This is a genomic window from Vibrio vulnificus CMCP6 (assembly GCF_000039765.1).
Taxonomy (GTDB): domain Bacteria; phylum Pseudomonadota; class Gammaproteobacteria; order Enterobacterales; family Vibrionaceae; genus Vibrio; species Vibrio vulnificus_B.
Genome location: NC_004459.3, coordinates 134,790 through 154,751, shown reverse-complemented (window position 1 = coordinate 154,751; position 19,962 = coordinate 134,790). Strand labels below are relative to the sequence as shown.

Genomic DNA, 19,962 nt, shown 5'->3' with positions numbered 1-19,962 from the left:
AGTACGAAGGGAAGCGATGCTTCCCTTTTTTACATTCCATTATGTGGCCAGTTATCCGGCACGATAAACCAGAATTGGCCACTTTTACTTTGTGCGTGAACAAACCTATCCTGTGGTTCCTGGATTGGCGTGTCAAACTCGCTGGTTCCCACGGCCCAATCGTGTTTTTCCAACGCATAGAGTGGTTCGGGTATCTGAGCCCATTGATGGGCAAAACACCAATATCCTTTGATTACCAGCGCATTGAGGGAATATCCCAAGCACTCTTGAGGAATGACTTGATCTAAAAAGGGATTAATGTAGAGCCGCCCTTGCATGAGAAGGTGTTCGCTGCAATTGCGGTATTGGGGATGCGTTGCTAAGAATGCCTCGTTTGAGCTCATCTTCAACTGATGATTGAGCATATGGTGTAACTTTTTGTCGAGGCGATCTTTCGCATTAGGGCCATACCACAACCCGTCGCACAATAAGTAGAACTTGATCGCCACCTCCCAATGCTGGTAATTCGACTCAGCGGTATTACGCAACATAAAATCGATGGCGCCGAGTGTGCGCTGGTGATCTTTTAGCTGCAATTCTTCTTCAACGAAATCAATCGTCTTGGTGTTTTGAAATAGGGTGCTACATAGGTGTTGATATAAGAAGCCCAATCTCTTGTTACCTTGATAGGGTGGTAAGGCTGATGGCAGGGAGACATCGAGAGGCTGTAACTGAGCAAAAGGTGGTTTCAGTTCAAACAGAGAGGGAGAATGTAATATCCAGTGTAGAAAGCGCAGTTGTGATTCCATCATTGTGCTCGAGGTTGGATCCGATATTGTATTGCCGACAAGCTTGAGTATACACTTTGCGTGTAACTTAAGTCTGGAATCTAAGATGAACAACCTCGAACTAGAAAAAATCTTAAATGAGAAACTGACCCCCCAGTTGATTAAAGATTACTGCCCAAATGGCCTGCAAATCGAAGGCAGTGAGACGATAAAAAAAATCATCACCGGTGTGACCGCTTCTCAAGCGTTAATCGATAAAGCGGTTGAGCTCAATGCCGATGCGCTGCTTGTGCACCACGGCTATTTTTGGAAAGGTGAAGCTGAGCCTATCCGTGGCATGAAAGGAAAACGCGTCCGCACTCTGATTAAAAATGATCTCAACTTATTTGCCTATCACTTGCCTCTCGACATTCACCCGGAGCTCGGTAACAACGCTGAGCTGGCACGTTTGCTTGAGATAAAGGTTGAGGGTGGTTTAGAAGGGCATCCTCAATCCGTGGCCATGTTTGGGCGCCTCAAACAACCGCTTACAGGGGCTGAATTTGCCCAAAAAATAGCATCTGCGCTTAACCGCGAACCTTTGCACATTGCCCCAGAAAATCGTCATAAAATGATTGAAACGGTAGGTTGGTGTACTGGTGGTGGACAAGATTACATTGAGCTTGCTGCACAACATGGCCTAGATGCTTTTATCTCTGGCGAAATTTCAGAGCGAACCACTTACAGTGCCCGAGAGCTAGATATCCATTACTATGCCGCTGGCCATCATGCTACTGAGCGTTACGGAATTAAGGCGCTTGGTGAATGGTTGGTACAACAACACCAATTGGATGTTGAATTTATTGATATCGATAATCCGGTATAGGCCCAATACCATAAAGCCACAAACAAAAAGGGTTGAGACCATGTCTCAACCCTTTTTAGTTTTAACACTGTGCGTATTACTCGCGTTCGTGCATAGGTTGGAAATCGCGTTGGACTTCCCCTGTGTACAACTGGCGAGGGCGACCGATACGGTTCAGTGGGTCACTGTGCATTTCGTTCCAGTGTGCAATCCAACCGATGGTGCGTGAAATTGCGAAGATAACGGTAAACATTGAAACTGGAATGCCAATCGCTTTCAGAATGATGCCTGAGTAGAAATCAACGTTCGGGTACAGTTTCTTCGATACAAAGTACTCGTCTGAAAGAGCAATACGCTCAAGTTCCATTGCAACATCAAGCAGTGGATCTTGAATGTTGAGCTCTTTAAGCACTTCATGACAGGTTTCACGCATGACGGTTGCGCGTGGATCGTAGTTCTTGTAAACACGGTGACCAAAGCCCATCAAACGGAATGGGTCATCTTTGTCTTTCGCTCGATCCACGTACTCAGGAATGTTGTCGACTGAACCAATCTCTTCCAACATCTTCAAACACGCTTCATTTGCGCCGCCATGAGCTGGACCCCAAAGCGATGCAATACCTGCCGCAATACAAGCAAACGGGTTTGCACCAGAAGAACCCGCCAAACGTACCGTTGACGTTGACGCATTTTGTTCGTGGTCTGCGTGCAGAGTGAAGATTTTGTCCATCGCACGTGCAACGACAGGGTTTACTTCATATTCTTCACATGGTGTAGCAAACATCATGTGTAGGAAGTTTTCTGCGTAGCTCAAATCATTGCGAGGGTAGATGAACGGCTGGCCTGTAGAGTACTTGTAACACATCGCAGCCAAAGTCGGCATCTTAGACAACAGACGATACGCTGTGATCTCACGGTGCAGGTCATTATTGATGTCTAGAGAATCGTGGTAGAACGCAGCAAGTGCGCCAACAACACCACACATTACTGCCATAGGGTGTGCATCACGACGGAAGCCATGGAAGAAGCTGGCAATTTGTTCGTGCACCATAGTGTGGCGAGTAACAGTTGTTTTGAATTTCTCGTATTGCTCACGAGTAGGGGCTTCACCGTAAAGTAGAATATAACAAACCTCTAGGTAATCAGCGTTGTTTGCAAGCTGATCAATAGGGTATCCACGGTGAAGCAGGATGCCTTTTCCGCCGTCGATGTATGTTATTTGCGATTCACAAGATGCAGTGGCAAGAAAACCCGGGTCGAAAGTGAAGTAGCCGTTCGCTCCTAGCTTACGAACATCAATTACAGGCGTTCCCAAAGAACCTTCCATAATTGGCAATTCGATCGGCGCTTTACCTTCAACATGAAGGGTCGCTTTCTTATCCGCCATAACAATCTCCTTTGTTTATTATTTAATCCGTCCAGGATGTTTATGTGCCTTTTTTGTACTGGTGTTAAAGATTAAAGTCAATTCTTCTCCCTTTTTGTGTGCACTTGTTATTATTTTTTGCATTAAAATCGTTAAAAATCTGTTCTGTGTAGCATAATTTGTTACATCAATTGTATTAGAATGTTGCCAGCCGTATAGTGGCGCAGAAATTTTTGGTTAACTCCTTATAAATTCGGGGCTAGAAACAATTGTGAGGTGTTTCTTTTAGCTTTTTTGTTAACAAGTTTTTTACAATTTAATGGAATCATTTGCCGGAATGTTGTTAATTAAATGTTAACTTTTGTGGGGTTGGGAGCCAAAATTCGTTCATAACAATAAATGCTCAATGGAGCTGAGTGAGCAAGCCCGTGAAAGAAAGAAAGTCAAGACCTGTTAATTTAGATTTACAGACCATTCGCTTTCCTATCACAGCAATCGCGTCCATCCTGCACCGTGTGTCAGGTGTGATTACGTTTGTTGCGGTGGGAATTTTGCTTTGGTTACTATCCATTTCTCTGTCATCCCCAGTAGGCTTTATGGAAGCAAGCGACATCGTCGATAGCTTCTTTGTGAAGTTTATTCTATGGGGCATTTTAACTGCGTTGGCATACCACATCGCTGGTGGTATTCGTCACCTGATGATGGACTTAGGCCATTTTGAAGAGCTTGAGTCTGGCGCAATGAGTGCCAAAGTTGCATTTGCTGCCACCGCTGTCTTATCACTATTGGCGGGGATTTTGGTATGGTAAAACACGTTTCCTCTGTTGGCCGTAACGGTGTGCACGATTTCTTGTTGATTCGTGCAACGGCCATCATCATGACTCTTTACACCATTTATCTTGTTAGCTTCTGTGCGTTCACAGATATCAATTATGCATCCTGGACTCAGTTTTTTGGTGGCACTTTTACTAAAGTCTTCACCATGCTTGCTCTCGCTTCTGTCCTGATTCATGCCTGGATTGGATTATGGCAAGTGCTGACTGACTACATCAAGTGCGCCAAATTGCGTGGTGGTTTACAACTTGGTGTGATCGCACTGCTGTTCGGGTATTTCTTCTCTGGTCTGTTTGTATTGTGGGGTGCATAAGTGTCTATTCCAGTTCGCGAATTTGATGCCGTAGTAATCGGCGCTGGTGGTGCAGGTATGCGTGCTGCACTACAAATTTCTGAGCAAGGCCTTTCTTGTGCATTGCTATCTAAAGTATTTCCAACACGCTCACACACTGTATCGGCTCAAGGTGGTATTACCGTTGCTCTAGGTAACTCGCACAAAGACGATTGGCAGTGGCATATGTATGACACCGTAAAAGGTTCTGACTACATTGGTGACCAAAATGCCATTGAGTACATGTGTAAGAATGGTCCTGAGTCAGTGATCGAGCTTGAGAAAATGGGTCTGCCTTTCTCTCGTTTTGATAACGGCAGTATCTACCAGCGTCCATTTGGTGGTCAGTCAAAAGAGTTTGGTGGCGAGCAAGCGGCGCGTACCGCTGCAGCGGCTGACCGTACTGGTCACGCATTGCTCCACACTCTGTATCAGCAAAACGTAAAACACAAAACCATGATCTTCTCTGAGTGGTATGCACTTGACCTGGTGAAAAACCAAGATGGTGCGGTTGTGGGTTGTACAGCGGTATGCATGGAAACGGGTGAAATTTGCTACTTCAAGTCGAAAGCGACCATTTTAGCAACTGGTGGTGCTGGCCGTATTTACGCCTCAACAACGAACGCACACATCAATACTGGTGATGGTGTTGGTATGGCACTGCGCGCTGGCGTCCCAATGCAAGACATGGAAATGTGGCAGTTCCACCCAACGGGTATCGCTGGTGCAGGTGTTCTTGTGACGGAAGGTTGTCGTGGTGAAGGCGGTTACCTTCTCAACAAAGATGGTGAGCGTTTCATGGAGCGTTATGCTCCTAATGCGAAAGATTTGGCTGGTCGCGACGTTGTTGCACGTTCAATGATGATCGAAATCCGTGAAGGTCGTGGTTGTGATGGCCCTTGGGGTCCACACATTAAACTCAAGTTGGATCATCTAGGCAAAGATGTGCTTGAATCGCGTCTACCAGGTATCTGTGAGTTATCGCGTACCTTCGCTCACGTTGACCCAGTGAAAGAGCCAATCCCAGTTATCCCAACTTGTCACTACATGATGGGTGGTGTACCAACGCAAGTTTCTGGTCAAGCGATCAAACAAACTGCCGATGGCAAAGACGTCGAAGTTCAAGGTCTATTCGCGTGTGGTGAAATTGCTTCTGTATCAGTACATGGCGCAAACCGTCTAGGTGGTAACTCACTGCTTGACCTCGTGGTATTCGGTCGTGCAACGGGTCTTCACCTTGGTGAAACACTCGCTGCGCAGGCAGAAGCGCGTGATGCATCAGCATCGGACATTGAAGCCTCACTTTCTCGCTACATGCGCTGGGAAAACAGCAAAGGTGGTGAGGATCCTGTTCAGATTCGTAAAGATCTACAACGTTGTATGCAGAACAGCTTCTCGGTATTCCGTGAAGGTGACGCTATGGCGACAGGTCTGGAAGAGCTGAAAGTGATTCGTGAGCGCCTGAAAGATGCACATCTTTCTGACAAATCAACTGAGTTCAATACTCAGCGTATCGAGTGTCTAGAGCTAGACAACTTGATGGAAACGGCATTCTCAACAGCGGTTGCGGCCAACTATCGCACAGAAAGTCGCGGTGCTCACGCCCGCTTTGACTTCCCAGATCGTGACGATGAAAACTGGCTATGCCACTCTATCTACAACCCGGAAACGGAGCAAATGAGCAAGCGTGATGTCAATATGACGCCTGTTCATCGTGATGCGTTCCCACCAAAAGTACGTACATACTAAGGGAGGACTGAACATGAAACTGAACTTCTCTGTATATCGTTACAATCCGGATGTAGATACCAAACCATACATGAAAGACTATGTGCTGGAAGTGGAAGACGGCTCTGACATGATGGTGTTGGATGCACTGATTCTACTGAAAGAACAAGACGCTACGATCTCTTTCCGTCGTTCTTGTCGTGAAGGCGTGTGTGGATCGGATGGTCTTAACATGAATGGTAAGAACGGTTTGGCGTGTATCACACCGCTGTCTGCGTTGAAAGCGGACAAAATTGTGATTCGTCCATTGCCTGGGTTACCTGTGATTCGCGATCTTATCGTTGACATGACACAGTTCTACGATAACTATGCGAAAGTTAAGCCTTTCTTGATTTCAGATGGTGCTCTTCCGCCTTCTCGAGAAAACTTACAATCACCAGACGAGCGTGCGCATTTGGATGGTTTGTACGAATGTATTATGTGTGCATGTTGTACAACCTCGTGCCCATCATTCTGGTGGAACCCGGACAAGTTTATCGGACCAGCGGGTCTTCTGGCAGCGTATCGTTGGCTGATTGACAGTCGTGATACTGCAACAGATGAACGTTTGTCTAATCTTGATGACGCATTTAGCGTTTTTCGTTGCCACGGCATTATGAATTGTGTAAGTGTTTGTCCTAAGGGGCTAAATCCTACAAAAGCTATTGGCCATATCAAGAGTATGCTGGTCAATCGTTCGGTGTAATAAACAACAAAATTGCCGACAGTGTTCTAACCAACCTGTCGGCTCTATAGTAGCTCGGCGAAGACCGCAGCAAACGTGAAAACTACTGGTTAAGGGAAAATATGCACAACGGCGTGATGAAGGCATGGCTCGAGTCTTCACACTTGGCTGGCGCCAATGCAACTTACGTAGAGGATCTCTACGAACTGTATCTAAGTGACCCCGATCTGGTAAGTGAGGAGTGGAAACGTGTTTTTGAAGGCTTGCCTAAGCCAACAAAAGAAGTGGCCGAACAGCCGCATTCACGGGTCCGTGACTACTTCCGACGACTAGCTCAAGAAACAAAGCATTATAGTGTCCAGGTAAGTGATCCTGATGTCGATGCTAAGCAAGTTAAGGTACTACAGCTGATTAATGCTTACCGCTTCCGCGGACATGAAGCAGCAGAATTGGATCCACTCGGTTTATGGCAACGCCCAACAGTGGCTGAGCTAGACCCTGCATTCCACAATCTCACCGAAGATGACTTCGAAGAAACATTCAACGTAGGTTCTTTTGCTGTTGGTCAAGAGACCATGCCGCTGAAAGATATCTACACCGCACTTAAGAAAACCTACTGTGGTTCGATTGGTGCAGAATACATGCACATGACAGACACAGAGCAAAAGCGTTGGATCCAACAACGTTTAGAATCTGTGGTAGGTCAACCTTCCTTTGATAAAGATGAAAAACGTACATTCCTTGCTGAGCTAACGGCAGCAGAAGGTCTTGAGCGCTATCTTGGTGCAAAATTCCCAGGAGCGAAGCGTTTCTCTCTCGAAGGTGGCGACGCAATGATTCCGATGATGAAAGAGTTAATTCGTCATGCGGGTCGTAGCGGAATGCGCGAAGTGGTTATCGGCATGGCTCACCGTGGCCGTCTCAATATGCTTGTTAACGTCTTGGGCAAAAAGCCACAGGACCTATTTGACGAGTTTGCTGGTAAACATGGCGAGAGTTGGGGTACGGGCGATGTAAAATATCACCAAGGTTTCTCAGCGGACTTCGCAACACCAGGTGGCGACGTTCACTTAGCCCTTGCGTTTAACCCATCTCATTTAGAGATCGTTAACCCAGTAGTTATGGGTTCTGTGCGTGCGCGTCAAGATCGCTTGGGCGACGATGACGGTAGCAAAGTGTTGCCGATTACCATCCATGGTGACTCTGCGATCGCGGGTCAAGGGGTTGTTGCTGAAACATTCAACATGTCTCAAGCACGTGGCTTCTGCGTTGGTGGCACGGTGCGTGTGGTCGTCAATAACCAAGTTGGTTTTACGACGTCTAACCCACGCGACACCCGCTCAACGATGTACTGTACTGATATTGCGAAGATGGTACAGGCACCGATTTTCCACGTAAACGCAGATGACCCTGAAGCGGTAGCTTTCGTGACTCGTATTGCGTTGGATTACCGTAACGAGTTTAAACGCGATGTGGTGATTGACTTGGTTTGTTACCGCCGTCATGGCCACAATGAAGCGGACGAGCCGAATGCTACTCAGCCTTTGATGTACCAAAAGATCAAAAAACATCCTACGCCTCGTAAGTTGTATGCTGATGTTTTGATTGATCGTAACGAGTGCGACATTGAAACCGCAACGCAAATGGTCAACGAGTATCGTGATGCACTCGATCACGGCGAAGTGGTTGTTAAAGAATGGCGTCCAATGGCATTACATTCTGTCGATTGGTCTCCATATCTGGGCCATGAGTGGGATACGCCTTGGAGCAATACCTACGATAAACAACGCCTAGTCGAGCTAGGTAAGCGTTTATGCCAATACCCAGAAAGTCACACGCTTCACAGCCGAGTGAGCAAGCTTTACAACGACCGTACGGCAATGACCAATGGTGAAAAAGAGCTAGATTGGGGGATGGCAGAAACTTTGGCCTACGCCACACTAGTGGATGATGGCAAGCGCATTCGTATTTCAGGTCAGGATTCTGGTCGTGGTACCTTCTTCCATCGTCATGCTGTACTGCACAACCAAAACGATGCCAGTACGTATGTTCCTCTTGCCAATATTCATGATAAGCAAGGTCCTTTTGAAGTATTCGATTCGGTTCTTTCTGAAGAAGCGGTACTTGCCTTTGAATATGGTTACGCAACGGCAGAGCCAAGTGGCTTGACGCTTTGGGAAGCACAATTTGGTGACTTTGCTAACGGCGCACAAGTGGTTATTGACCAGTTCATCTCTTCGGGTGAACAGAAGTGGGCTCGACTATGTGGGTTAACCATGTTGTTGCCTCACGGCTATGAAGGTCAAGGTCCAGAGCACTCATCTGCGCGCCTTGAGCGTTACCTACAACTGTGTGCTGAACAAAACATGCAAGTGGTTGTGCCATCAACCCCTGCGCAGGTTTATCACATGATCCGTCGTCAAGTTGTGCGTCCAATGCGTCGTCCACTGATTGTGATGTCTCCTAAATCATTGCTACGCCACCCATTATGCACATCGTCACTCGATGACTTGGCAAATGGTACCTTTATGCCCGCGATTCCAGAAATCGATGAACTGGATCCGGCAAAAGTGAAACGTGTTGTGTTCTGTTCAGGTAAAGTCTACTTCGACCTTCTAGAGCAGCGTCGCAATAACGAGCAAGATGATGTCGCGATTGTACGTATTGAACAGCTGTACCCATTCCCAATGGATGACGTGAAAGCGGCAATAGCACCTTATGTGAATGTTGAAGATTTTGTTTGGTGTCAGGAAGAACCGCAAAACCAAGGGGCTTGGTACTGTAGCCAACATAACTTCCGTGCAGCTATCCCGGCAGGAACTGAGTTGAAATACGCTGGTCGTCCAGCGTCAGCTTCTCCAGCCGTTGGCTATATGTCGGTGCACTTGAAACAGCAGAAAGCGCTGATTGATGACGCGCTAAACGTGAACGAAAAGACTTCGGATTAAGAACTAGAAGTAAAAGGAAGAAACAGATATGACTATTGAAATTCTGGTTCCAGATTTACCTGAATCAGTAGCCGATGCAACAGTTGCAACTTGGCACAAGAAACCAGGCGACAGAGTTGAGCGCGATGAAGTACTGGTTGATATTGAAACAGACAAAGTAGTGTTAGAAGTACCGGCTTCAGAAGCGGGTATTCTGGAAGCGATCGTTGAAGAAGAAGGTGCGACAGTGCTTTCGAAGCAACTGATTGGTCGCATTAAATTGGCGGCTGTCGCGGGTGAACCTACGGCTGATACGACGGAAGAGTCAGAGCCATCTCCAGATAAGCGTCATACAGCAAGCTTATCAGAAGAGAGCAATGATGCCCTTAGTCCAGCGGTGCGTCGCCTTCTCGCAGAGCATAGCTTGGAAGCAAGCCAAGTAAAAGGTACGGGTGTTGGTGGCCGTATTACACGTGAAGATATCGAAGCGCACCTTGCCGCGGCAAAACAAGCTCCTGCAGTTGCAGAAGCTCCTGCTGCAGTTGCACCGGTTGCTGCTCGCAGTGAAAAACGTGTTCCAATGACACGTCTACGCAAAACAGTGGCTAACCGTTTGCTAGAAGCGAAAAACAGCACGGCGATGTTGACGACGTTTAACGAAGTTAACATGAAGCCAATCATGGATCTTCGTAAGCAGTATGGTGATCAGTTTGAAGCGCGTCATGGTATTCGTCTTGGCTTCATGTCTTTCTACGTGAAAGCGGTGACTGAAGCACTGAAGCGTTATCCTGAAATCAATGCATCGATCGATGGTGATGACATTGTTTACCACAACTATTTTGACATCAGTATGGCGGTTTCTACGCCACGTGGTCTAGTGACTCCAGTCCTAAAAGACTGCGACACGCTAGGTTTTGCGGATGTTGAAAAGGGTATCAAAGAGCTCGCCATCAAAGGTCGTGACGGAAAACTAACCGTTGACGAGCTAATTGGCGGCAACTTTACCATCACGAATGGTGGTGTGTTTGGTTCATTGATGTCGACTCCAATCATCAACCCACCACAATCTGCGATTTTGGGTATGCATAAGATTCAAGATCGTCCGATGGCGGTAGATGGCAAAGTTGAAATTCTGCCAATGATGTACCTAGCACTGTCTTATGACCACCGCTTGATTGATGGTCGCGAGTCGGTTGGCTTCCTAGTGACCGTGAAAGAGTTACTGGAAGATCCAGCACGTCTGTTGTTAGACGTTTAATATCGCTAAAACGTCTAGTTGTCGTTGATGGCTAGACGTTAAAAATCCCTAAGGCTAGACTGGCTCAGCGTCTGGCCTTCACTTGAACTGTTAGCAGTTTATTTGAGAAGACCCTACAGGCGTCGCACTGTTAATCGTGACGTTATGGAAATAATAAATCCCTTAAGGGAAGAACAAACGGAATATCAAAATGAATTTGCATGAATACCAAGCCAAACAGCTGTTTGCAGAATTCGGTTTGCCGGTACCAGAAGGTTATGCTTGTGATACACCTCAAGAAGCATTTGAAGCTGCTGGCCGCATTAGCACCGCGAAGAAAGTTGTAAAATGTCAGGTTCACGCAGGTGGCCGCGGTAAAGCGGGTGGCGTAGAGCTTCACGATACGAAAGAAGGCGTGAAAGAATTTGCACAAAAATGGCTTGGCAAAAACCTGGTAACTTATCAGACAGATGCGAATGGTCAGCCAGTAACAAAAATTTTGGTTGAAGAAGCGTCCAATATTGCCAACGAGCTATACTTGGGTGCTGTCGTTGACCGTGCAACACGTAAAGTCGTTTTCATGGCCTCAACTGAAGGCGGTGTGGAAATCGAAAAAGTTGCAGAAGAAACACCTGAACTGATTCACAAAGCGGCTATTGATCCACTGGTAGGCCCTCAGGCTTATCAAGGTCGTGAGCTTGCATTTAAACTTGGTCTTCAAGGCGATCAAATTAAGCAGTTTGTGAAAATCTTCATGGGTTTGGGTGAAATGTTCACTCAATACGATCTCGCTCTTCTTGAAATCAACCCACTTGTGATTACTGGTGAAGGCAACCTACTTTGTCTAGATGGTAAGATCAACATCGACTCAAATGCGCTTTACCGCCAACCTAAACTGCGTGAAATGCACGATCCTTCTCAAGAAGATAAGCGTGAAGCTCATGCGGCGCAGTGGGAACTGAACTACGTAGCACTTGATGGTAACGTCGGCTGTATGGTGAACGGTGCAGGCCTTGCAATGGGTACTATGGACATCGTAAACCTACACGGTGGCAAACCAGCCAACTTCTTGGATGTAGGTGGCGGCGCGACAAAAGAGCGTGTAGCAGAGGCATTCAAGATCATCCTTTCTGATGACAATGTAAAAGCCGTTTTGGTGAACATCTTTGGTGGTATTGTTCGTTGTGACATGATCGCAGAAGGTATCATCGGCGCGGTAAAAGAAGTTGGTGTAAGCGTACCCGTTGTTGTACGCCTTGAAGGTACTAATGCGGATCTTGGCCGCAAAGTACTGGCAGAGTCAGGTTTGGATATCATTGCAGCAGAATCACTAACAGATGCTGCTCAGAAAGTAGTTGCTGCGGCGGAGGGCAAATAATGTCTGTATTAATTAACAAAGACACCAAAGTAATCTGTCAGGGTTTCACAGGCGGTCAAGGTACTTTCCACTCAGAGCAAGCGCTAGCTTATGGCACGCAAATGGTTGGTGGTGTTTCTCCTGGTAAAGGTGGTCAAACACATTTAGGCCTACCTGTGTTCAACACTGTTCGCGAAGCGGTAGAAGCAACGGGCGCAACAGCAACAGTTATCTACGTTCCAGCTCCTTTCTGTAAAGATGCCATTTTGGAAGCAATCGATGCGGGTATCGAACTTATTGTAACCATCACAGAGGGCATTCCTACGACGGATATGATCGATGTGAAAGTGAAACTGGAGCAGACTGGCGTTCGTATGATTGGGCCAAACTGTCCAGGCGTTATCACTCCTGATGAGTGTAAGATCGGCATCATGCCAGGTCATATCCATAAGAAGGGTAAAGTGGGTATCGTTTCACGCTCAGGTACTTTAACGTACGAAGCCGTTAAACAAACCACGGATGAAGGTTTCGGTCAGTCTACTTGTGTTGGTATCGGTGGTGACCCAATCCCAGGTTCTAACTTCATCGATATTCTAAAATTGTTCCAAGAAGACCCAGAAACGGAAGCGATCGTGATGATCGGTGAAATTGGCGGTACGGCAGAAGAAGAAGCGGCAGCGTTCATTAAAGAGAACGTTACTAAGCCAGTGGTCTCTTACATCGCTGGTGTAACTGCGCCTCCGGGTAAACGTATGGGCCATGCTGGTGCTATCATTTCTGGTGGTAAAGGGACTGCGGATGAGAAGTTTGCAGCACTTGAATCTGCTGGTGTGAAAACCGTTAAGTCTTTGGCTGAAATTGGTCAAGCACTTCGCGAAGTGACGGGTTGGTAATAGACAACAGCGTCATCCGTCCAAGTAAAAGCCGAGCAATCAATGCTCGGCTTTTTCATTGTAGTTTACTTGTTCTGTCACTTTAGCTTGTTTGCGGCTTTAGTTGAGCCAGCATAAAGATAGCGGTTGCGCTAATGACCACTGAGGGGCCTGCCGGGGTATCGAAATGCCAAGAGAGCGTTAACCCACCGAGGACGGCAAGAACACCGATCAGAGAAGCAAACCCAGCCATTTGCTCTGGTGACTGAGCAAAGCGCCTTGCCGCTGCTGCAGGGATGATCAGCAGAGAGGTCATAATCAGTGCGCCGACAAATTTCATTCCCACTGCGATAACGATACCGACCATCAGCATCAAAATTAGGCGAATCAAATCGATATTGGTGCCTTCCACTGCAGCCAACTCTTCATTAACTGTGGTGGACAAAAGCGGTCGCCAAAAAAGATACAACGTTGCGCCAACCGCAGCGACTCCTGCGTATATGAACAGCAAATCTTGTGGGGAGACAGCCAAAAGATCACCAAATAAGTAGCTCATCAGATCCACACGGACATTATCGAGAAAACTTACCGCGACCAAACCGATGGACAATGCGCTGTGAGCTAAGATGCCGAGCAGTGTATCCGACGCAACGAGCTGCTGTTTTTGCAGTGTCACGAGTATCACCGCTAAAGCGAGGCAACATACAATGAGCGCAAGGTACAAGTTCACATCGAGCAGAAAGCCAAGCGCTAGCCCCATTAATGACGCATGAGCTAGGGTATCGCCGAAGTAAGCCATTCTGCGCCAAACAACAAATGATCCCAAAGGCCCGGCGATCAGCGCAATTCCTAAGCCGGCTAAAAGAGAAGGAAGAAGAAACTCAATCATGATGATGTCCATGGTGATGATGGTTACACTGAGTTGCATCACCAGAAACAGGTTGGCCTGCTAAATCGTGGTGGTGGTGGTCATGTTGGTGATGATAAATCGCTAATGAGTCTCTTGCCGCACTACCGAATAATGCAATGTAAGACGGGTGCTGAGTAATGTCTTCTGGCGCGCCAGAACAGCAAACGTGATGTTGAAGGCAAATGACTTCATCGGTTTTTGCCATAACCAGGTGTAAATCATGTGACACCATAAACACGGCACAATCGAAACGATGGCGGATGCTTTCAATTAAATCGTAGAGATCAATTTGTCCTTGAATGTCGACGCCTTGAGCGGGTTCATCAAGTACAAGTAAGTCTGGCCGTTGCAAAAGCGCGCGAGCCAACAGCACGCGTTGAGTCTCACCGCCAGAGAGTTTGTGCATGTTGGATTTATATAGGTGCTCTGCACCAACAAGTCGAAGTGCTTCCATGGTTTCTTGCTGGCTATACTTTCCTGATAGATTTAGGAAACGGATAACATTAAGTGGCAATGTGTCATTGAGTTTTAGCTTTTGCGGGACATAGCCGATAGTGAGCTTTGCTTGACGTTGAACTTGACCTGAAGTGGGTTTGAGTAAACCGATGATGATTTTGACTAAGGTTGACTTGCCGGCACCATTTGGGCCGATCAGTGTCGTGATTTTACCTTTGTGCAAATCCAAGCTAATACTGTCTAAAACTTTCTTATCGTCAAAGGTGACCGAAAGCGCCTTTAGGCTAATTAACGCTGACATGAATAGAACTCATTTGCAATTGGTGAGTGTTATAATGTAACATTTTATCCTAATGAACGCTACTTACCAACTTGGATTATTATGATTCGCTTTTTATTGTGTACTTTTACGTTATTTTTGCCGTTACAAGCGCTTGCCGTTGAGGTTTTAACCAGCATTAAACCAATACAGCTGATCGTCAATGAGCTTACGCAAGAGGTAACGACCCCCAAGTTACTCGTGGCTGCCAATGCATCGCCTCACGATTACGCTTTGAAACCTTCTGACGTGAAAAAAGTAAGGCAAGCGGATCTGATAGTGTGGTTTGGCTCATCCTTAGAGCCTTTTATGACAAAGTTGGTGTCAGAACATTCCAATGTGCTAACGATCAGCGCGATTCCTTCTCTTAAGTTACGTGAATACCAAGAGGCTCATCAGCATGATGGCCATGATCACGGTAGCCATGACCCCCATTTTTGGATGGGCATCGACGCGGTCAAACAAGTTGCTCCAGCGATAACGGCGCGTCTGATCGAAATCGACGCGCAGAACGAAGAACAGTACAAAGCTAACTTAAAGCGTTTCATGCAGGGATTGGATGAAACGGATACGCGTTTAAATAAGTTGCTACAAGGAGTGAAAGAGCGCGGCTACTATGTGTTCCATGATGCTTATGGCTACTTTGAACAGCAGTATCAACTTCGCAACCTTGGGCACTTTACGGTTAGCCCGGAGAAAAAGCCTGGAGCGAAAACGTTGATTGAAATTCGTAACCGTTTAGCAAAAGGCGATGTTGTGTGTGTGTTTGCTGAGCCACAATTTACACCAGCGGTTATCGAAAGTGTCATGAGAGGCAGCTCGGCGAAAAAAGGGGTTCTAGACCCTATTGGTACAGAAGTGACACTTGAATCCGGCGGCTACTTTAATTATCTCCTCTCAATGGGGAATGATTTCTACCAATGTTTACATGATAAGTAGATCCAACTTCTCCCTATTTACGTGATCCAATTAGTGATATTAGCAACCCTTGCTAAGTTGATATTTTTATCATGCCGCAATTTCGCTATGATATTTAGCGCCCCAAAATAATGCTCTAAAGCGTTGAAAATAATCAAGGGCGTAAGAATTGACTTTACAGGGAAATCTGACTTGCTGCGTATTCTTGCCTGGCTTCTACTCGCTGGGCTTACACTACCGTTCAAAGCGCTAGCTTTGGACGGAAACTCTGCCATATTTTACCCACTGCCTGGACAGGAGCAGGGAACCTTTGTTGCCGCTAAAAATCTCTTTGTTGGCGGTGATGGTGGTTTATGGATACATGACGTGCACGGCAAAGTGCAATATTTCGATGGCAATACCTTGTTGCCGAAACGTGGCAGCCTTCTAGAGTATCCTTCCGAGCAAGTGGCCTTTCACCAAGGCAGTTTTTGGACTTTTGTCGCGAACGAAGTCTTCCAAACGTACCCCAATCAGAAACGTCAGTTAGCGTTTAGCTTAAACCCAGGGGCAGAAATCAGAAAAATTGGCAGCTCAGATGGCCACATTTGGGTGAGTGATGGCATCAATTTTTATGACTACGATATTGAATCAAAAGAATTAAAAACCTATTCCTTACTCTCGTTGTATCAAAACAATCAGAGTAGTTACGTCTACATCAATGATGCAAAGCGGGTTTTAAGCAAATGGGTACTCGGTACCACATCGGGAGCGTACCTATCACAAGGTGAGCAATTTACCCATATCAAAGCGTCAGCGAAGCATTTCGTTGCCAAACTGTACTTTTCTCCGACTCGTCGTGAGTTACTGGTGGGGACGCTAAATGGCGCTGCGCTCATTGATATTTTAAAGCCGACTCAAAAAAACATCATGATTGGAGAGTCTCATGTGCTTTCGATGACAGAAACCAATCAAGAATATTGGATTGGCACGGAACATGGTCTGTACAGTTACTCGTTTTTAACTGGACAAGTGGCCAAAGTGAAAGCGGCAGGTGCGCAAGATGTCTCTCCTGATAATCGAAAAATTTACTCGTTGGTGAATGATGAACAAGGGGGTATTTGGGTTGCGACGAACAGTGGCATTCTCTACTACTCTCTGTTTGGCCGAAAATTTGAACGTCTTAATAACATCACCGAAGAAAAAGCCAGCCGTTTTAATGGCAATATCACCAAAATTGTCTATGCATCAGATGAAACGATTTGGTTTAAAGATGCAAACAATCTTTACCGGGCCATTGGGGTTAATAAACAATACAGCCGCGTGCGTTTGCCGGTAAAGGTGAATGACTTTGCACTTGAAGATGGCAACATCTGGATTGCTTCCGAGCAAGGTCTGTATATATACGACACGAATCAGTACAAACTTCGATCGTTCGATTTACCAAGTTACCTTAAAGGTAAAGAGATTGATTTTGTTTCGGTCAGCCCTCAAGGCAAGGTTTGGATAAGTTCGGGTTATCGATTAGCTGCCATTGGCGTTGCCGATGGGCGCTTCCAAGATTATGGCGATCGGTGGATTGCCAGCCAAAATTTGCCCGCTCGAATTTTGGGTCTAGAAGTGGATCAAAAAGTCCCGTTAATCGTAAGAACCGATCACGGGGCCTATGTGCTAGAAAACGACAAGATCCGTTTTGAGCGAAACACGCAGTCTTTTGGTGAAAGTGTCGATATTGCAGAAGCGAAAGATGGGTCGCTATGGTTTGCAGGGACTCACGGCATCTATCGTAAAGATCCCACAGAAAAAACGTTAGGAGAGCTGGCACTTCCTCAGGAAAACGTGAAGCCTATTTGCTTAGTCACCGATGCTAGCGGCATTTGGATGGTGAGTTCAATTGGTCTCAGTTTTTACAATTTTGACGGAGAGCTGCGTAAGCACTTTGGGTCTCGTTCGGGCATTATGAGTAATGAGTTCGTTGAAGGGGCATGTGCGGCTTCATTTGGAGAAGCGCAATCCGGCTCGGTGTTAGTACTGGGTTCAAAATATGGCCTGGTATTTGCGGACCGTGATGACCTAATGGTATCCAAACTACCTGAACCTAGAGTGGTCATCAGCCAAGTTCGTATTGATGATCAGGTTGCAAATATCGGGCAAAAAGAGTGGCAATTGCCCGAGTTAGCGTATGGTTCCGCGATTAGTTTTGGCCTCGGCGTGATGCCCAATGCTTACGGTGAAACGCTCTATTACCGTTTAAACCAGGAACACTGGCAAACCACAGAAGCAGGACAAGTCTCTTTTGAACACCTTGCGGCAGGTGATTACCTGTTAAGTGTTAAAACCAGTCTAGTCGCAGGGGATTCCGTGCAAGTTCGCTTTACGGTGTTACACCCGTGGTATCAAACTACGATGGCGATGGCAATTTTTGTCTTGCTTATCGTAGCGCTGGGCGGCTTAGTTGTTTTCTGGCGTTCTCGTTACGTCAGTGTTCAAAACCGTGAGTTGACGGCACTGGTGGCATTGAAGACCAATCAATTGCGTCATCAGAGTCGAGTGTTGCTCACCAGTAACCAACAACTTCGTAAACAGATCCAAGTTAGAAATTTGCTGGTTGACAATGTTGCCCGTTCATTACGTCAAAGTGTGGATGCATTACTAAGCAAGCCATCGGTTGAACCTGCCTCAGAATATCAGGAACATCAAATGCGCATAGCAATGCTTTTGGAAGAGCTAAAAAGCTCGCCCAGCGATGGAACTGACGGGCATCTGCAAAACTTTAACGTTAGCCATATCATTCAGTCGGTCGTTGACGTTTGGGAAGATGAACTCAATAAAAGCGGTGTTCAGGTGCACATTTCTGGCGAATCGGACGACTATCGTGTCGCGGTAGGGCAATTTAATCTGGATGTCATTTTTAATAGTGTTTTTGCAAGTGTGTTGAAACGCGCCTATCGTGGCCAAATGCTCGATATTGTGATCAGAGAGCAAAACGATTTTGTTGAAGTGTCGTTTATTGATTTTGGCCAGCCGTTTAGTACGAGCACGGAAGCCGAGGATAGCGCTGGTGTTGAGTCGACAAAAGTCGATACTGCAATTGAGAAGCTACCTGCTTTAGTTGAACAAAGTGGCGGACGCTTAAGCTTGTTCAGTAGCGCTGAGCGAAACAAGATCGAAATACTGTGGCCAAAAGCGGTTGAATCTCTGATAAATGATGAAGAGCCAAGCATCTTTGTTGATTCAGTCGAGCTGTCTCCAGTTACGGAAGTCTCATCCGAAGCTGTTCTGTCGCCAGAGCAGCTATGGTTGGCGAAGGTCGAGGCTATGGTGGCAGAGCATTATACAAACCCAGAATTTGGCACGGCAATGGCGGCCAAAAAGCTCTATGTTTCTGAGCGCAGCTTACAGCGACGGTTTAAATCAGCGAGCTCTCGTACATTTACGGATTACCTCACGGAAGTACGTTTAGAAAAAGCATGCGAAAGTTTGTTGGCTGGTGAAAAAGTGGTCGATGTGGCTTTCGCATCGGGATTTAATGATCCTTCTTACTTTAGTCAACGTTTTAAACTGTACTTTGGTGTGCCCCCTTCAAAATTTGCCAGTGACGCTCTAGAGTCCGAATAACATCGCGGTCTACCTAGCGTGCTCGGCTTACCTCAAAGCTTGATTCGCCTTGCCTATGGCCTTTATTCATCAACGGCACATTATTTCCGCCTAACTTGCGCCTAGGCTATTTCAACTCATAGCCTGATACGACATGGATGCTTTCTCTCATCCTTGTTCGTTAAGCTACTTATTGGCTGCTCTATAGCTGAGATAGTCATGTACATGCGGAGTTATTGAACGGTGTGATCGAAAATACGTTGAGAAACGGATGAGGCTAATTTATTGCTTGCTAAGTGCACGGGTGAAAGTGAGAGTAATAAGATAAAGAGTTTAACAAGAGAGGAAAACGATAGAAAAAAAATATCGTGGTATAGCCGGGGGGACTATACCACGGGTGTCAATGACACCTTCGCTTGCTGCCGGAGTGACGCGACATCGTCACGTCACCTCTGGAATTCTTGAGAGGAGTGCCTCTCGATGTGTTCACTATAAGTTAATCGACTTATTTTCCTTATAAAAATAACGCCATTGATACCTTACAAAAACGACAATATCTCCCCGTACTCTTAAGTTGTTGTAATTTAAGGTTTATTTATTTTGCTTCTTGTTTTTGTAAACAAAACGTTAAACGCGATGTTGATTTGAAATTTGGATTTTGACGTAAATGACGTGTCTAAATTTGACGAAAGTTACGAACGCAGTTCTGCAATCTTTGATTTCAGACAATAAAAATCAGCTTGTTGAGGCGTAGAATTGCATTATTAATAAAAATATTTCTCATTTACACTTTCTT

At 46.2% G+C, this 19,962-nt stretch carries 15 protein-coding genes; 11 read left to right on the top strand and 4 right to left on the bottom strand.

Features of this window, described 5'->3' with window-relative positions; genetic code table 11:
• Positions 1 to 29 precede the first annotated feature (29 nt).
• Positions 30 to 791 (bottom strand): DUF1853 family protein, encoded by a 762-nt coding sequence (locus VV1_RS00770; protein WP_011078281.1) that lies wholly within the window; start codon positions 789 to 791, stop codon positions 30 to 32.
• 82 nt (positions 792 to 873) lie between these two features.
• Between VV1_RS00770 and VV1_RS00765 the strand changes: the two genes are divergently transcribed.
• On the top strand, positions 874 to 1,632 hold the full coding sequence (locus tag VV1_RS00765; RefSeq protein WP_011078280.1) for a Nif3-like dinuclear metal center hexameric protein: 759 nt from the start codon (positions 874 to 876) through the stop codon (positions 1,630 to 1,632).
• Between the two features lie 76 nt (positions 1,633 to 1,708).
• Here the strand turns inward: VV1_RS00765 and VV1_RS00760 are convergent, their stop codons facing one another.
• Positions 1,709 to 2,998, bottom strand: a complete 1,290-nt coding sequence (locus VV1_RS00760; protein ID WP_011078279.1) for a citrate synthase — start codon at positions 2,996 to 2,998, stop codon at positions 1,709 to 1,711.
• 395 nt (positions 2,999 to 3,393) lie between these two features.
• Between VV1_RS00760 and sdhC the strand changes: the two genes are divergently transcribed.
• The 8 genes from sdhC (at position 3,394) to sucD (ending at position 13,008) form a co-directional block, all read left to right on the top strand.
• Entirely contained in the window at positions 3,394 to 3,786 is a 393-nt protein-coding gene (gene sdhC, locus VV1_RS00755; protein WP_011078278.1) for a succinate dehydrogenase cytochrome b556 subunit, read from the top strand.
• Complete coding sequence (gene sdhD / locus VV1_RS00750; protein ID WP_011078277.1) at positions 3,780 to 4,124, top strand: succinate dehydrogenase, hydrophobic membrane anchor protein; 345 nt, start codon at positions 3,780 to 3,782, stop codon at positions 4,122 to 4,124. The genes sdhC and sdhD overlap by 7 nt, the downstream gene beginning before the upstream one ends.
• The gene (gene sdhA, locus VV1_RS00745) at positions 4,125 to 5,891 is read left to right on the top strand and encodes a succinate dehydrogenase flavoprotein subunit (protein WP_011078276.1); all 1,767 of its coding nucleotides are present in this window, start codon (positions 4,125 to 4,127) and stop codon (positions 5,889 to 5,891) included.
• Positions 5,892 to 5,904: 13 nt separating this feature from the next.
• Entirely contained in the window at positions 5,905 to 6,615 is a 711-nt protein-coding gene (locus VV1_RS00740; RefSeq protein ID WP_011078275.1) for a succinate dehydrogenase iron-sulfur subunit, read from the top strand.
• Positions 6,616 to 6,716: 101 nt separating this feature from the next.
• Entirely contained in the window at positions 6,717 to 9,542 is a 2,826-nt protein-coding gene (sucA, locus tag VV1_RS00735) for a 2-oxoglutarate dehydrogenase E1 component (RefSeq protein ID WP_011078274.1), read from the top strand.
• 28 nt (positions 9,543 to 9,570) lie between these two features.
• Positions 9,571 to 10,779: a 2-oxoglutarate dehydrogenase complex dihydrolipoyllysine-residue succinyltransferase gene (gene odhB / locus VV1_RS00730; RefSeq protein WP_011078273.1), complete on the top strand. Its 1,209-nt coding sequence runs from the start codon at positions 9,571 to 9,573 to the stop codon at positions 10,777 to 10,779.
• A 190-nt stretch (positions 10,780 to 10,969) separates the two neighbouring features.
• Positions 10,970 to 12,136 carry an ADP-forming succinate--CoA ligase subunit beta gene (sucC, locus tag VV1_RS00725; RefSeq protein WP_011078272.1) on the top strand — a complete coding sequence of 389 codons (1,167 nt, stop codon included), beginning with the start codon at positions 10,970 to 10,972 and terminating at the stop codon, positions 12,134 to 12,136.
• Complete coding sequence (sucD, locus tag VV1_RS00720; RefSeq protein ID WP_011078271.1) at positions 12,136 to 13,008, top strand: succinate--CoA ligase subunit alpha; 873 nt, start codon at positions 12,136 to 12,138, stop codon at positions 13,006 to 13,008. The genes sucC and sucD overlap by 1 nt, the downstream gene beginning before the upstream one ends.
• A gap of 82 nt (positions 13,009 to 13,090) precedes the next feature.
• Here sucD and znuB read toward each other — a convergent pair whose 3' ends face one another.
• Positions 13,091 to 13,876, bottom strand: a complete 786-nt coding sequence (gene znuB, locus VV1_RS00715; RefSeq protein WP_039553087.1) for a zinc ABC transporter permease subunit ZnuB — start codon at positions 13,874 to 13,876, stop codon at positions 13,091 to 13,093.
• A complete protein-coding gene (gene znuC, locus VV1_RS00710; protein ID WP_011078269.1) occupies positions 13,869 to 14,654 on the bottom strand; it encodes a zinc ABC transporter ATP-binding protein ZnuC in 786 nt (261 codons plus the stop codon). Before znuC ends, znuB begins: the two co-directional genes overlap by 8 nt.
• Positions 14,655 to 14,735: 81 nt before the next feature.
• On the opposite strand from znuC, the gene znuA reads away from it, so the two are divergent.
• Positions 14,736 to 15,611, top strand: coding sequence for a zinc ABC transporter substrate-binding protein ZnuA (znuA, locus tag VV1_RS00705; RefSeq protein WP_011078268.1), 876 nt, complete (start codon positions 14,736 to 14,738; stop codon positions 15,609 to 15,611).
• A 171-nt stretch (positions 15,612 to 15,782) separates the two neighbouring features.
• Positions 15,783 to 19,187, top strand: a complete 3,405-nt coding sequence (locus VV1_RS00700; protein ID WP_043920899.1) for an AraC family transcriptional regulator — start codon at positions 15,783 to 15,785, stop codon at positions 19,185 to 19,187.
• Positions 19,188 to 19,962: the final 775 nt, after the last annotated feature.

Coding starts and splice junctions, on each gene's coding strand:
- VV1_RS00740 (WP_011078275.1), top strand. CDS start 5,905: ATGAAACTGAACTTCTCTGTATATCGTTACAATCCGGATGTAGATACC.
- sucD (WP_011078271.1), top strand. CDS start 12,136: ATGTCTGTATTAATTAACAAAGACACCAAAGTAATCTGTCAGGGTTTC.
- odhB (WP_011078273.1), top strand. CDS start 9,571: ATGACTATTGAAATTCTGGTTCCAGATTTACCTGAATCAGTAGCCGAT.
- VV1_RS00765 (WP_011078280.1), top strand. CDS start 874: ATGAACAACCTCGAACTAGAAAAAATCTTAAATGAGAAACTGACCCCC.
- znuC (WP_011078269.1), bottom strand. CDS start 14,654: ATGTCAGCGTTAATTAGCCTAAAGGCGCTTTCGGTCACCTTTGACGAT.
- znuA (WP_011078268.1), top strand. CDS start 14,736: ATGATTCGCTTTTTATTGTGTACTTTTACGTTATTTTTGCCGTTACAA.
- sucC (WP_011078272.1), top strand. CDS start 10,970: ATGAATTTGCATGAATACCAAGCCAAACAGCTGTTTGCAGAATTCGGT.
- VV1_RS00760 (WP_011078279.1), bottom strand. CDS start 2,998: ATGGCGGATAAGAAAGCGACCCTTCATGTTGAAGGTAAAGCGCCGATC.
- znuB (WP_039553087.1), bottom strand. CDS start 13,876: ATGATTGAGTTTCTTCTTCCTTCTCTTTTAGCCGGCTTAGGAATTGCG.
- sucA (WP_011078274.1), top strand. CDS start 6,717: ATGCACAACGGCGTGATGAAGGCATGGCTCGAGTCTTCACACTTGGCT.
- VV1_RS00770 (WP_011078281.1), bottom strand. CDS start 791: ATGATGGAATCACAACTGCGCTTTCTACACTGGATATTACATTCTCCC.
- sdhD (WP_011078277.1), top strand. CDS start 3,780: ATGGTAAAACACGTTTCCTCTGTTGGCCGTAACGGTGTGCACGATTTC.